This window comes from Pseudomonas fluorescens (assembly GCF_902497855.1).
GTDB classification, from domain to species: Bacteria; Pseudomonadota; Gammaproteobacteria; order Pseudomonadales; family Pseudomonadaceae; genus Aquipseudomonas; species Aquipseudomonas fluorescens_BI.
Genome location: NZ_CABVHU010000003.1, coordinates 109,051 through 121,839, shown reverse-complemented (window position 1 = coordinate 121,839; position 12,789 = coordinate 109,051). Strand labels below are relative to the sequence as shown.

Sequence of the window (12,789 nt, the reverse complement as noted above, 5' to 3'; positions counted from 1 at the left end):
CATTGCGCCTTATCTTTGCCGCACCAAACAGCACTTGCCAAGCAAGAAGGTTTTAAAGATGTCCAACACAATGGGTATTGCCAGCGCTTTCGTTTTGTCCTCGTTGTTCCTGTCTCCGGTCGCCATGGCTGAAGAGTCGCAGACTTTCGCCGCGCAAAACAATGCACGGGCTGCAGCGTTCGAAGAGTATCAGAGCGAAATGACGGCCAAGGCTCAGGATGCCGCGCAAACCCCTCAGGCGTCGACCAATCGGGCCCAGACCGGCCTGGAAAAAGACAGCTGACTGTTAGAAAACACTCTGTTTCCCTCGACACTTTCATCGGCTCTTACCTGTGAAACGTTGTCTTCAAGCCGCTGCTGTCAGCGGCTTTTTTTTTGCCGTTCGTTGCACTTGCTGCAACGATAACCGAGTGATCAGCGACGACCCGTTTACCTTTTCCTGACACAGGCTACAAAAAAGGCCAGCATGTTTTGCTGGCCTTTTTTTTGCTTGGGATTTATACAGGCGCTGTAAACGCTACCGGTCTCCGGCGCGCTGCCCCGACGCTTGCACCAGCAGTTTCTTATTGCCTTATCAGTAGAAGTCAGAACCATGAGTGTGCGCCGTGCGATACCTCACCACCCGATCCGTTCGACACGACCGGAACGGCTTCTGACTCTCGGCAGTTTACTGTTGGTGATTGCCATACTGAGCATGGTCGCCTTCCTGCTGATCCGTGAACGCGCCAACGCCGAGTTGTCGGCCACTCGCGCAGCGTCCAATATCGTGCAATTGATCGACGCCGACGTCCTGCGCAACATACAGCTCTACGATCTGTCGTTGTTGGGTTTGATTGCCGCCTCGCAGCGTGAAGACCTCAAATCCGTATCCCCGCTCATCCGCCACCTGGCCCTGTTCGACCGCGCCACGGCTGCGCCCTACAAAGGCGACATTTTGTTGCTCGATAACCAGGGCGACGTGATTGCCGATTCGGCCTCGGTGCAACCCAGAAAGGGCAACTTTGCCGACCGTGAATACTTCCAGTCCCATGTGAATGATCGGACCCCGGGGATGTTCATCAGCCGCCCGTTCAGGTCCGCAGAGGCTGAACATGAATGGCGTATCAGTTTCAGCCGCCGGATCAGTGGCACCCAAGGCGAGTTCCTGGGTGTGGCCGAAGCGGCCATGCGCTTGAACTACTTCGATCAGTTGTTCAACAGCTTGAACATAGGTCGCGACAGTACCGTCACTCTGATCAGCCAGGACGGTATTCTGCTGGCCCTGCAACCGCGTCCGGCCGAGGACATGATCGGCAAGGACTTCAGCAATCGTCCCAACTTCCAGCGCATCGTCAAAGAAGGCAACGGCAGCTTCACCGGCACTTCCAGCCTCTACCAGGATGAACGCCTGTACACGTTCTCCAAGGTGGGCGACTTGCCGTTGATCGTCATCGTTGCCCTGTCCAGCGATGAAGTCTTTGCGTCGTGGAAGCGCACGACGCTGGTGATCAGCCTCGCGACCCTGGCCCTGTGCGTGAGCCTGCTCTGGCTGACCTGGTTGTTCAGCCGGGAATTGCGCCTGCGGCATAACGCCGAGCAGGAACTGGCGCAACTGGCCGCCACGGATGCGTTGACCGGTCTGGCCAACCGCCGAACGCTGGATCAGGTCCTGCGCCATGAATGGTTTCGAGCCCAACGCTCGGGCATGCCGTTGTCGCTGCTGATGATCGATGCCGACCACTTCAAGGCGTTCAACGATCGTCATGGGCATCAGGGTGGCGATAATGCGTTGTGCTCGGTAGCCAAGGTGATCAGCGCCCATGTCCGACGTCCGGCAGATCTGGTTGCCCGTTATGGCGGCGAGGAGTTTTCAGTGGTTCTCGCCGAAACCGACAGTCAGGGTGCGCAGCGGATTGCCGAACATATCCGTTCAGCGGTCGAGCAGTTGCCGTTGACGGCGGATGCAGGGTCGCCGATGACTGTCAGTATCGGGATCAGCACCTGGACCACAAAGAGCGACTTCAGCCTGGAGCAATTGCTGTTTGCCGCGGACAAGGCGCTGTATCAGGCGAAGGAAAGTGGGCGCAATCGGGTGGTTGCTGTGCGGTGAGATGTTTGCGGTTGCGGCCGCCAGGACAAAGATCGTTCCCACGCTCTGCGTGGGAATGCATCCCGTGACGCTCCGCGTCACAGCCTCAACAGCGGACGCGGAGCGTCCATGGCGGCATTCCCACGCAGAGCGTGGGAACGATGAGCATAAAAAAAGGCCACCCGAAGGCAGCCTTGAAAAACTAGAGAGGTTTTTTGCTTACACGGCCGCAACTGGGCGCATGTAAGAGATCGGTGCAGTGCTGGCGTCTTCGAAAGTCACGACTTCCCAGGCATCTGTCTGCTCAATCAACTTGCGCAGCAGCTGGTTGTTCAATGCATGTCCGGACTTGAAGCCCTTGAACTCACCAATCAGGCTATTGCCCAACAGGTAGAGGTCACCAATTGCATCGAGGATCTTGTGCTTGACGAATTCGTCTTCATAACGAAGACCGTCTTCGTTCAGTACACCATCCGCGTCGACCACAATAGCGTTTTCAACGCTGCCGCCGAGTGCGAGGTTGTGCTTGCGCAGATACTCGATGTCACTCATGAAACCAAAGGTACGGGCACGGCTGACTTCTTTTACGAACGAAGTGCTGGAAAAATCCACGCTTGCACTCTGTGTGCGGTCACGGAAAACCGGGTGATCGAAATCGATCTCGAAACTCACCTTGAAGCCTTCGAAAGGGACGAAAGTGGCGCGCTTGTCGCCGTCTTCCACTGTCACTTCCCGCAGGATGCGGATGAATTTCTTCGCGGCGTCCTGTTCTTCCAGGCCGGCCGACTGAATCAGGAATACGAAAGGTCCAGCGCTACCATCCATGATCGGAACTTCGGACGCGGAGAGCTCGACGTAGGCGTTATCGATGCCCAGGCCAGCCATGGCCGAGAGCAAGTGCTCAACCGTATCCACCTTGGTGTCACCACTGACTAATGTGGTCGACATCGTGGTTTCACCAACGTTTTCCGCGCGTGCAGGAATCTGCACCACAGGGTCGAGGTCGGCACGACAAAACACAATGCCGGTATCGACAGGCGCTGGCTTGAGGGTCAGGTATACCTTCTCCCCGGAGTGCAGGCCTACACCTGTGGCACGGATAATATTTTTCAGTGTGCGTTGTTTAATCATGGCTTGGGCCGCTTCAGCGCAAATTGCGAACTGGTATCAACAAAGGCTGGCGATAATAGCAGACCACGCCTTTGCTGAACACCAATCACCTTCATAGCCCTGATACATTCCATCAATCGGCCTGACGACGCAGGAAAGCCGGAATGTCCAGGTAGTCCAGGTCGTCTTGCGGATTCATCTTCGCGGCAGCCGCAGCACCGGCCTGAGCCTGGTTGCGCATGACGGTCGGACGGTCCAGATCACGGTAGTTTACCGCTGGATGTTCCTGGCGTGCAGGGGCTTGTTGTTGTGGCTGGGAAGCCATGGAGGTATGCACGGTGTTATCGATGAGCTTCACAGCCTTCTCGATTTTCGCGCCCAGACCTGTGGCAACCACAGTCACGTGCAGCTCGTCGCGCATGTCCGGATCGATAACGGTACCGACCTTGACCATCGCGTGCTCGGAAGCGAAGGCTTCGATGATGCTACCCACGTCGGAGTACTCACCCAGGGACAGGTCAGGACCGGCGGTGATGTTCACCAGGATGCCGCGTGCACCTTGCAGGTTCACGTCTTCGAGCAACGGGTTGCGAATGGCCGCTTCGGTGGCCTCGCGTGCACGGTTCGGACCGCTGGCGCAGCCAGTGCCCATCATCGCCATGCCCATTTCGCTCATCACGGTCCGTACGTCGGCAAAGTCGACGTTGATCATGCCCGGACGCTTGATGATGTCGGAGATACCGCGAACGGCACCGGCCAGTACATCGTCGGCCTTGGCGAATGCGGACAGCAGGCTTGCGTCCTTGCCAAGGATGGTCAGCAGCTTCTCGTTGGGAATGGTGATCAACGAGTCAACGCTTTCAGACAGCAGACGGATACCTTCGTCGGCGATCTGCATGCGCTTGCGGCCTTCGAACGGGAACGGACGGGTCACCACCGCAACGGTGAGGATCCCCATTTCCTTGGCCACTTCGGCAATGATCGGCGCAGCACCGGTACCGGTACCGCCGCCCATGCCAGTGGTGATGAACACCATGTTGGTGCCCTGCAGGACCTCGGCAATGCGCTCACGGTCTTCGAGAGCGGCCTGACGACCTACTTCAGGGTTGGCGCCAGCGCCGAGACCTTTGGTCACGCCGGTGCCCAGTTGCAGGATGGTCCGCGCGCCGATGCTTTTCAGCGCCTGGGCATCAGTGTTGGCGCAGATGAATTCAACGCCTTCAATGTTGCTCTTGACCATGTGGTTGACGGCGTTGCCGCCGCCTCCGCCAACACCGATAACTTTTATAACCGGGCTTGCGGGGATGTTGTCTACGAGTTCGAACATTTTCCCTCTCCTTTCATTTCTCTAGTTTTTGCGCCTACTGCCTGTATCTACAACGGTGCTGCGGTAAATCTTTAGAAGTTGCCCTGTACCCAGCTCTTGAAGCGATCGAGCAAGGCGACTTTCGGTTCTTCATTGCTGTAGCTGTCGCGGCTGCTGATGCCCGAGAACGAAATCCCGTCGGACTGCTTCTGCAGGCCGTACATCAACAGGCCGACGCCGGTGGAATAGATCGGGTTGCGGACGACGTCGTCCAGGCCCTTGACGCCATGGGGCACGCCCAGGCGGACCGGCATGTGGAAGATCTCTTCGGCCAGTTCGACCGCGCCTTCCATTTTCGAGGTACCGCCGGTCAGCACGATGCCGGCCGGGATCAGGTCTTCGTAGCCGCTGCGACGCAGTTCGGCCTGGATCAGCGTGAACAGCTCGTCGTAACGCGGCTCGACCACTTCGGCCAGGGCCTGGCGGGACAGCTCGCGCGGCGGACGGTCGCCGACGCTTGGCACCTTGATGGTTTCACCGGCACCGGCCAGCTTGGCCAGGGCGCAGGCGTAGCGAATCTTGATTTCTTCGGCGTACTGGGTCGGGGTGCGCAACGCCATGGCGATGTCGTTGGTCACCTGGTCGCCCGCAATCGGGATCACCGCGGTGTGACGGATCGCGCCTTCGGTGAAGATCGCGATGTCGGTGGTGCCGCCGCCGATGTCCACCAGGCACACGCCCAGCTCTTTCTCGTCGTCGGTCAGGACCGAGTAGGCGGAAGCCAGTTGCTCGAGAATGATGTCGTCGATTTCCAGGCCGCAGCGACGCACGCATTTTTCAATGTTCTGTGCGGCGTTGACGGCGCAGGTGACCACGTGAACCTTGGCTTCCAGACGTACGCCCGACATGCCCAGCGGCTCACGCACGCCTTCCTGGTTATCGATCACGTAATCCTGCGGCAGGGTGTGCAGCACGCGCTGGTCAGCCGGGATCGCCACCGCCTGGGCGGCGTCGAGCACGCGCTCGAGGTCGGCGGAACTGACTTCGCGATCGCGAATCGCCACGATGCCGTGGGAGTTCAGGCTGCGGATGTGATTGCCCGCCACGCCGACGAACGCCGAGTGGATCCGACAACCGGCCATCAACTGCGCTTCTTCGATCGCGCGCTGGATCGACTGCACGGTGGACTCGATGTTCACCACCACGCCTTTCTTCAGGCCACGGGACGGATGGGTACCGATCCCGACGATTTCCAGCGTGCCGTCGTCCGAGACCTCGCCGACCAGCGCCACCACCTTGGAGGTGCCGATATCGAGACCTACGATCATTTTGCCGCTTTGCACGTTTGCCATGGGTCCTGCCTCTCTTAATTCTTCGCGACAGCGGGTTGGGCTGTCGTAGGCGCTACCGGTTCCCGCCAGCCAACAGCGAGGCCGTTGGCGTAGCGCAGATCGATGCGCGCAATGTTCGTAATCTGTTCTTTGAGCGTCTTGTCATAGATGGCAATGAAGCGGCGCATCTTTTCCACCTGATTGCCGCGTCCCAGCAGCAGTTCGATCCCCGGCCCCGCGCTGCCTGCGCCGGTGGTCAGGAACCAGCTGCCTCGATCACGCAACTCCAGCCGTGCAATCGAGAAGCCCAATGGCCTGAGCATCTGGCTCAGTACCTGGTATTGCTGCATCACTTTCTGTTGAGCCCGTTGTGGGCCGAACAGCTGTGGCAAGTGTTCGTAGTTCGCCAGTTCACGCGGGGTGAATGCCTGACCCTGGTTGTTCAACAGCGACTCATCGCCCCAACGGGCCACCGGCAGCTGTTCTTCCAGGCGGATCACCACTTGATCCGGCCACACCCTGCGTACTTCCGCGTGGGCAATCCATGGCATCTGTTCCAGCTCGGTGCGCATGCCCGCCAGGTCGATGGTGAAGAAGCTCGCCGCCACGAACGGGGCGATCCGCTGCTGCACCGCTTGCTGGCTGATGTAACTCAAGTCGCCTTGCACGGCGATCTTGCTGATCGGCCGATCGGCATACGGCAGCAAACGTTGCGCGCCTTCGTAGGTGCCGAACCCCAGCGCTACCAGCAGCACCGGCCAGAACAGGCTTTTGATAAACGCAAAATTGGCTTTGGGCAGGCGCGCGGACATCGGCTCTTTGGCCACCATTCGGCTGGCACCCCGCGGCACCGGCTTGCGGCCGGTCGGTGCGGGAGGCTGATGTCTCAGCTGGGCGCCTTGCATGGTCTTAACCTCGCGGCTCTTGGTTATTGGCAGCGTGAATGGCGGCGTTACCGGCAACACTGGCTGCCAGGATCGCCAATACCAGTTGCTGGAAATCCAGGCCGGCGGCACGGGCGGCCATCGGCACCAGACTGTGATCGGTCATGCCCGGTGCGGTGTTGACTTCCAGGAACCAGAACTTCCCGTCGACGTCCTGCATCACGTCCGCCCTGCCCCAACCGGCGATACCCAGCGCCTCACAGGCTTTGGCCGTGAGGTCCATGAGTTCTTGTTCCTTGCTGCTGTCGAGGCCACACGGGATCCGGTACTGGGTATCGGATGCCACGTACTTGGCGTCGTAGTCGTAGAAACTGTGGGTCGTGCCCAGGGCAATCGGTGGCAACACCTGGTCACGCAGGGTGGCGATGGTGAACTCCGGACCTTGAATCCATTGCTCGACCAACACTTGCGAATCGTAGGTACTGGCCGCTTTCCACGCGTCGATCAATTCAGACGCGCAAGTCACTTTGGCCATACCGATACTTGAACCTTCATGGGCCGGTTTGACGATCAAAGGGAAGCCCAGTTCCGTCGCTGCCAAAATACAATCGGCCTCAGAGCTCAGCGCCGCGTGGCGTGGCGTCGGAATGCCGAGGCTGTGCCAGACCTGTTTGGTGCGCAGCTTGTCCATCGCCAGTGCCGAGGCCAGGATGCCGCTGCCGGTGTACGGAATGCCCAGGCATTCGAGCAGGCCCTGCATGCTGCCGTCTTCACCGCCACGACCGTGGAGGATGATGAAGGCGCGGTCGATTTTTTCGGCAAGCAAACGCTGCAGCAGGTCGTCGCCGACGTCGAGACCGAACGCATCGACTCCTGCGCTCAGCAGCGCGTCGAGCACCGCGTTACCCGACTTCAGGGATACCTCGCGCTCGGCACTCTTGCCGCCGAACAGCACGGCGACGCGGCCGAAGTCTTTCGGCGCGACAGTGGAGGCGAGGTTGGCGTAAACGGCAGTCATTTCAACTTCCCCACGCTCGGCGCGGCAACGGCGCCCGCGAACAACGGACTCTTCAACAGCTTCGGCGCGAGACCACCGATATCACCGGCGCCCTGGCACAGCAGGATGTCGCCGGCACGCAGCAGCGGCTTGACCAGCGGCGCGAGATCGACGCCACGCTCGATGTAGATCGGGTCAAGCTGACCGCGCTGGCGAATGCTGTTGCACAGCTTGCGGCTGTCGGCCCCGGGGATCGGCTCTTCGCCGGCCGGATAGACTTCCATCAGCAGCAGGACGTTGGCATCGGCCAATACATTGACGAAATCGTCGTACAGGTCGCGGGTGCGGCTGTAGCGGTGCGGCTGGTAAACCATCACCAGGCGGCGCTCCGGCCAGCCACCGCGCACGGCCTTGATGACCGCGGCCACTTCGGTCGGGTGGTGACCGTAGTCGTCGACCAGCATCACGTTGCCGCCTTCTACCGGCAGTTCGCCGTAGACCTGGAAGCGACGGCCGACCCCCTGGAACCCGGACAGGCCCTGGACGATGGCTTCGTCGCTGACGCCTTCGTCAGTGGCAATGCAGATGGTGGCCAGCGAATTGAGCACGTTGTGGTTGCCCGGCATGTTCACCGAGACATCCAGCGGCTCGCGGTCAGGACGCAGCACGGTGAAGAAGGTCTGCATGCCTTGCTGGCGCACATTGATCGCGCGCACATCGGCGTCATCGCCGAAGCCGTACGTGACGGTCGGACGCTTGATCAGGGGCAGGATTTCGCGCACCACCGGATCGTCCAGGCACACCACCGCCAGACCGTAGAACGGCAGGTTGTGCAGGAACTCGACGAAGGTTTTCTTCAGCTTGTTGAAGTCACCGTCGTAGGTCGCCATGTGATCGGCGTCGATGTTGGTGACCACGGCCACCAGCGGCTGCAGGTGCAGGAAACTGGCGTCGCTTTCATCGGCTTCGGCAATCAGGTAACGACTGGAGCCGAGCTGGGCATTGGTGCCCGCGGCATTCAGACGGCCACCGATCACGAATGTCGGGTCCAGGCCACCTGCGGCGAACACCGAAGCGATCAGGCTGGTGGTGGTGGTTTTGCCGTGGGTACCGGCGACGGCGATGCCGTGGCGATAACGCATCAGTTCGGCGAGCATTTCTGCCCGCGGCACCACCGGAATCCGGCGTTCCAGGGCGGTGGCGACTTCCGGGTTGGACGTGTTCACGGCACTGGAGGTGACCAGCACATCGGCGTTCGCGGCGTTCTCGGCACGATGGCCGATAAAGATCTGGGCGCCAAAGGACTCCAGACGCTCGGTCACCGGCGAAGCCTTCAGGTCGGAACCGGACACTTGGTAGCCCAGGTTCAGCAACACTTCGGCAATGCCGCACATGCCCACGCCGCCGATACCGACGAAGTGGATGCGACGGATGCGGCGCATTTCCGGATGCGGCATGGCTTTCTGATTCTCAACCATGGGCCACCTCCAGGCAGGTATCGACCACGTTACGGGTGGCATCGGGTTTGGCCAGGCGGCGGGCGGCGGTGGCCATGTCGGCGAGTCGTTGTGGTTGCATCAGGACCTCTGTCAGGCGTGCGGCAAGATCCGCTGCGCCAGTCGTTCTTTGTGGCATCAGGAAGGCAGCGCCTTCACGGGCCAAATAATCGGCATTGCGGGTCTGGTGATCGTCGATCGCATGGGGCAATGGCACCAGCATCGAGGGCAGACCGGCGGCAGCCAGTTCACTGATGGTCAGCGCGCCAGCGCGGCACACCACCAGGTCGGCCCAGCCATAGGCTTGGGCCATGTCTTTGATGAAAGGCTGCACTTGCGCCTCGACGCCAGCCGCGCGATAGCGCTCTGCGGTCACTTCATCGTGGTGTTTGCCGGCCTGATGAAACACGTCCGGGCGCAGGTCGGGGGCGACTTGCGACAGGGCTTCAGGCAGCAACTTGTTCAACGGTTCTGCGCCCAGGCTTCCGCCCAGGATCAGCAAACGCGCCTTGCGACCTGCCAGGGCGGGTCGCGGTGTATCGAGGAACAGCTCGGTGCGCACCGGGTTACCGGTGGTACGACGGCTGCCCGACAGGGTAAAGGTGTCGGGGAACGCTTCACAGACCCGGGCGGCCAACGGCACCAGCAACCGATTGGCGGTACCGGCCACGGCGTTCTGCTCGTGAACGATCACCGGCACGCCGGCCAGTTTGGCTGCAACGCCACCAGGGCCGGTCACAAACCCACCGAAGCCGACCACACACACCGGCTGCAGCCGGCGAATGATCGCCCGTGCCTGCCAAATGGATTTGAGCACCATGAACGGCGCCTTGAGCAGGGACAGTTTGCCCTTGCCCCGCAGGCCGCTGGCGTTGATCCGGTGCAGCTCGATACCGGCCAGCGGGACCAGCTCATTCTCGATGCCGCGCGGAGTCCCGAGCCAATGCACGGTGTAGCCCCGGGCCTGGAACTCGCGCGCACAGGCCAGCGCCGGGAAAACGTGGCCACCGGTGCCGCCCGCCATGATCAAGACGTTAGCGCCCATGGGTCGGCTCCTCGGCGAAGTCGCTCTCCTGGAACTCCATCTCTTCACTGCCCAGGTGGGTTCGACTCTCCCACTCGATGCGCAGCAACAAGCCGAGACAGGCACAGCAGATCACCAGCGAACTGCCACCATAACTGAGGAACGGCAGGGTCAGGCCTTTGGTCGGCAACAGGCCGACGTTCACCCCGATGTTGATCAGGAACTGACCGATCCACAGGAACGACAGGCCGTAGGCCACATACGCGGCGAAATACTGCTTGGCTTTCTCGGCCCACAAGCCGATGTACATGCCGCGCACACACACGAACACGAACAGGCCGACGGTGCACAGGGAACCCACCATGCCGAGCTCTTCGGCCAGGACCGAGAACACGAAGTCAGTGTGGGCTTCCGGCAGGTAGAACTGCTTCTGCACGCTATTGCCCAGGCCAACGCCCAGCCACTCGCCGCGACCGAAGGCGATCAGCGCCTGGGTCAGCTGGTAGCCGGAACCGAACTGGTCGGCCCAGGGGTCGGTGAAGGTAATCAGGCGGGCCATCCGGTAGGGTTGCGCCTGCACCAGGACGGTCACCGCCCCGACTGCCAACGCCACCATCAAGGTGAAGCGGAACAGCCCGACCCCGCCGAGGAACAGCATCGCGGCCGCCGCGCCCATCATGACCACGGTGGCACCGAAGTCCGGCTCCATCAGCAGCAGTCCGGCCATCGGCAGCAGGACGATGAAGGGCTTGAAGAACCCCATCCAGCTTTCGCGTACTTCTTTCTGGCGACGCACGAGGTAACCGGCCAGGTAAATGACGACAAATACCTTGGCGATTTCCGATGGCTGTACGTTGAAGAAACTGAAACCGATCCAGCGCATCGACCCGTTCACCTCACGGCCGATCCCCGGGATGATCACCATCACCAGCAAACCGAAGGCACCGAGCAGCATCAACCAGCCGAGACGTTGCCAGGTGGCAATCGGAATCATCATGGTGACGACGCACGCCCCCAGGCCGAGGACCAGGTAAATCAGGTGGCGGATCATGTGGTACAGGGTGTTGCCCGACTGCACGGCGGCCACTTCCGACGAGGCGGACGTGATCATGACCAGCCCCAGGCCGAGCAGTGCCAGGCAACCGGCGAGCATCGGGAAATCGAGGTCGATACCGCGCCCGGTGATGATCGGCGATGGATACGGCTTGATGATGTTTCTCAGGCTCATGCCAGTTCCTCCACAGCGCGGACGAACTGATGACCACGGTCTTCGTAGTTCTTGAACATGTCGAAACTGGCGCAGGCCGGCGACAACAGCACCGCGTCGCCCTTTTCTGCGATGGCGCGGCATTGCTCCACGGCTTCGACCAGCGACCCCACGCGAATCAACGGCACGGTATCGCCAATGGCCTCACCGATCTTGTCCGAGTCACGGCCCATCAAAATGACGGCGCGGCAGTTGGCCGCGACCGGATCGCGCAGGTCCTTGAACTCGGCACCCTTGCCGTCGCCGCCGGCGATCAGCACGAGTTTGCCGTCGATATCCGCGCCCAGGCCTTCAATGGCGGCCAGTGCGGCGCCGACGTTGGTGGCTTTGGAATCGTTGTAGTAGCTCACGCCATCCAGGTCGCGGACCCATTGGCAGCGATGTTCGAGCCCGGCGAAGGTGCGCAGGCTGGCGAGCATGGCGTCGAACGGCAGGCCCACGGCATGGCCCAGGGCCAATGCCGCCAGGGCGTTGGACTGGTTATGGGCGCCGCGAATTTTCAACTCGCGCACCGGCATCAGGTTCTGGAATTCGAAGGCCAGGTACTTCTCGCCGTCTTCTTCGCGAATGCCAAAGGCCTTGAAATCGGGCTTGCCCAAGCCGAAGGTCCAGCACGGCTGGCCCTCGCCCATCAACGGACGGCTCAGGGCATCCTGGCGGTTGACCACGAACTGTCGGGCACCCCGGAAAATCCGGTGCTTGGCCAGGTGGTAGGCCGGCAGGCCGCTGTAGCGGTCCATGTGATCTTCGCTGACGTTGAGCACGGTCGCCACTTCGGCGTTGAGCTGATCGGTGGTTTCGAGCTGGAAGCTCGACAGTTCCATCACGTACAGCTCGACGTCGTCGCTGAGCAGGTCCAGCGCCGGCGTACCGAGGTTGCCACCAACGGCGACGCGCTTGCCGGCCGCCGCAGCCATCTCGCCCACCAATGTGGTGACGGTGCTTTTCGCGTTGGAACCGCTGATGGCGACAATCGGCGCTTTCGCGTTACGCGCGAACAGCTCGATGTCGCCGGACAATTTCACGCCACGGGCGGCGGCAGCCTGCAGGGCCGGGGTCGCCAGCGCCAGGCCGGGGCTCACGTAGAGCTCGTCGGCGCGGCATAGGAAGTCGACGTCCAGCTCGCCACAACGCACTTCCACGTGCGGATAGTCACGCTTGAGCGTGGCCAGTTCCGGTGGATTTTCCCGCGTATCGGCGACAGCAAACGACGTGCCCCGGTTCGCCAGGAAGCGAACCAGGGACATGCCGCTCTTGCCGAGGCCGACAACGATGCGGAAGTGGTCAGAAGCGATCAGAGACACTC

11 protein-coding genes are annotated in these 12,789 nt (G+C 61.2%); 2 read left to right on the top strand and 9 right to left on the bottom strand.

All coding sequences use genetic code 11. The features are described 5' to 3' along the window. Positions 1 to 58 precede the first annotated feature (58 nt). The gene (locus tag F8N96_RS08125; protein ID WP_150797366.1) at positions 59 to 283 is read left to right on the top strand and encodes a hypothetical protein; all 225 of its coding nucleotides are present in this window, start codon (positions 59 to 61) and stop codon (positions 281 to 283) included. 309 nt (positions 284 to 592) lie between these two features. Further along, a complete protein-coding gene (locus tag F8N96_RS08120) occupies positions 593 to 2,089 on the top strand; it encodes a sensor domain-containing diguanylate cyclase (protein ID WP_150797365.1) in 1,497 nt (498 codons plus the stop codon). A 198-nt stretch (positions 2,090 to 2,287) separates the two neighbouring features. Here F8N96_RS08120 and lpxC read toward each other — a convergent pair whose 3' ends face one another. The 9 genes from lpxC to murD form a co-directional block, all read right to left on the bottom strand. After that, the gene (gene lpxC, locus F8N96_RS08115; protein ID WP_064675983.1) at positions 2,288 to 3,199 is read right to left on the bottom strand and encodes a UDP-3-O-acyl-N-acetylglucosamine deacetylase; all 912 of its coding nucleotides are present in this window, start codon (positions 3,197 to 3,199) and stop codon (positions 2,288 to 2,290) included. Positions 3,200 to 3,311: 112 nt separating this feature from the next. Beyond that, the gene (gene ftsZ, locus F8N96_RS08110; protein WP_150797364.1) at positions 3,312 to 4,505 is read right to left on the bottom strand and encodes a cell division protein FtsZ; all 1,194 of its coding nucleotides are present in this window, start codon (positions 4,503 to 4,505) and stop codon (positions 3,312 to 3,314) included. 71 nt (positions 4,506 to 4,576) lie between these two features. Further along, positions 4,577 to 5,836: a cell division protein FtsA gene (gene ftsA, locus F8N96_RS08105; RefSeq protein ID WP_033061341.1), complete on the bottom strand. Its 1,260-nt coding sequence runs from the start codon at positions 5,834 to 5,836 to the stop codon at positions 4,577 to 4,579. Between the two features lie 14 nt (positions 5,837 to 5,850). After that, entirely contained in the window at positions 5,851 to 6,720 is an 870-nt protein-coding gene (locus F8N96_RS08100; RefSeq protein ID WP_064675981.1) for a cell division protein FtsQ/DivIB, read from the bottom strand. A gap of 4 nt (positions 6,721 to 6,724) precedes the next feature. Next, positions 6,725 to 7,717, bottom strand: coding sequence for a D-alanine--D-alanine ligase (locus F8N96_RS08095; RefSeq protein WP_150797363.1), 993 nt, complete (start codon positions 7,715 to 7,717; stop codon positions 6,725 to 6,727). After that, positions 7,714 to 9,174 (bottom strand): UDP-N-acetylmuramate--L-alanine ligase, encoded by a 1,461-nt coding sequence (gene murC / locus F8N96_RS08090; protein WP_150797362.1) that lies wholly within the window; start codon positions 9,172 to 9,174, stop codon positions 7,714 to 7,716. The genes F8N96_RS08095 and murC overlap by 4 nt, the downstream gene beginning before the upstream one ends. Then, positions 9,167 to 10,237: an undecaprenyldiphospho-muramoylpentapeptide beta-N-acetylglucosaminyltransferase gene (murG, locus tag F8N96_RS08085; RefSeq protein WP_150797361.1), complete on the bottom strand. Its 1,071-nt coding sequence runs from the start codon at positions 10,235 to 10,237 to the stop codon at positions 9,167 to 9,169. The genes murC and murG overlap by 8 nt, the downstream gene beginning before the upstream one ends. Beyond that, positions 10,227 to 11,444 (bottom strand): putative lipid II flippase FtsW, encoded by a 1,218-nt coding sequence (gene ftsW, locus F8N96_RS08080; RefSeq protein ID WP_150797360.1) that lies wholly within the window; start codon positions 11,442 to 11,444, stop codon positions 10,227 to 10,229. Before ftsW ends, murG begins: the two co-directional genes overlap by 11 nt. Next, entirely contained in the window at positions 11,441 to 12,787 is a 1,347-nt protein-coding gene (murD, locus tag F8N96_RS08075; RefSeq protein WP_150797359.1) for a UDP-N-acetylmuramoyl-L-alanine--D-glutamate ligase, read from the bottom strand. Before murD ends, ftsW begins: the two co-directional genes overlap by 4 nt. Positions 12,788 to 12,789: the final 2 nt, after the last annotated feature.

Excerpts from the sequence above, each read along its gene's own strand:
- ftsZ (WP_150797364.1), bottom strand. The coding sequence starts at position 4,505 with ATGTTCGAACTCGTAGACAACATCCCCGCAAGCCCGGTTATAAAAGTT.
- ftsA (WP_033061341.1), bottom strand. The coding sequence starts at position 5,836 with ATGGCAAACGTGCAAAGCGGCAAAATGATCGTAGGTCTCGATATCGGC.
- murG (WP_150797361.1), bottom strand. The coding sequence starts at position 10,237 with ATGGGCGCTAACGTCTTGATCATGGCGGGCGGCACCGGTGGCCACGTT.
- F8N96_RS08100 (WP_064675981.1), bottom strand. The coding sequence starts at position 6,720 with ATGCAAGGCGCCCAGCTGAGACATCAGCCTCCCGCACCGACCGGCCGC.
- lpxC (WP_064675983.1), bottom strand. The coding sequence starts at position 3,199 with ATGATTAAACAACGCACACTGAAAAATATTATCCGTGCCACAGGTGTA.
- F8N96_RS08125 (WP_150797366.1), top strand. The coding sequence starts at position 59 with ATGTCCAACACAATGGGTATTGCCAGCGCTTTCGTTTTGTCCTCGTTG.
- F8N96_RS08120 (WP_150797365.1), top strand. The coding sequence starts at position 593 with ATGAGTGTGCGCCGTGCGATACCTCACCACCCGATCCGTTCGACACGA.
- ftsW (WP_150797360.1), bottom strand. The coding sequence starts at position 11,444 with ATGAGCCTGAGAAACATCATCAAGCCGTATCCATCGCCGATCATCACC.
- murC (WP_150797362.1), bottom strand. The coding sequence starts at position 9,174 with ATGGTTGAGAATCAGAAAGCCATGCCGCATCCGGAAATGCGCCGCATC.
- F8N96_RS08095 (WP_150797363.1), bottom strand. The coding sequence starts at position 7,717 with ATGACTGCCGTTTACGCCAACCTCGCCTCCACTGTCGCGCCGAAAGAC.